Annotated in this window: 1 protein-coding gene; it reads left to right on the forward strand. The window is 45.8% G+C overall.

Annotated elements, in window-relative coordinates; all coding sequences use genetic code 11:
• The coding region (locus R7Q48_RS31075; protein ID WP_318134270.1) for a C-terminal helicase domain-containing protein at positions 1 to 378 on the forward strand (378 nt) is incomplete at its 5' end.
• Positions 379 to 518: the final 140 nt, after the last annotated feature.

Raw genomic sequence — 518 nt, forward strand, 5'->3', positions numbered from 1 at the left:
CGTACTCGCGTTCTTGATGGTTTTAAGTCTGGTGAGATTCAAGTACTGATTGCTACCGATATCGCAGCGCGCGGTCTCGATATTGAAAAATTGCCAGTGGTGATTAACTTCGATCTTCCGCGTAGTCCTGCCGATTATATGCATCGCATCGGACGCAGTGGCCGTGCAGGGGAAGTGGGTCTAGGTCTATCTCTTATCGATTACGATGACTACCACCACTTTAAAGTGATAGAAAAGAAAAATAAGTTCCAGCTTGAACGCGAGCAGGTAGAAGGCTTTGAAGTGGAAGATGACCAAAGTGAAGCCTACTTTTTACCGATGAAGCCGCGCGCAAAGCCAGCAGGAACGGGTAAAAAGAAGAAAAAGCGCAATCAGTAGAAGACGTAATCTACAAGTTAGTCGAATTACGAGAGTTTCTTGGGCGGAGATGAACCAGTTGGCCACTCGCTGCCGTTAACCCTTTTAAAGAACAATAGTAGAGCCTTACTGGATCTGTCAGTAGGGCTCTAATTGTTTTT

The organism is Vibrio sp. 378 (assembly GCF_033339435.1).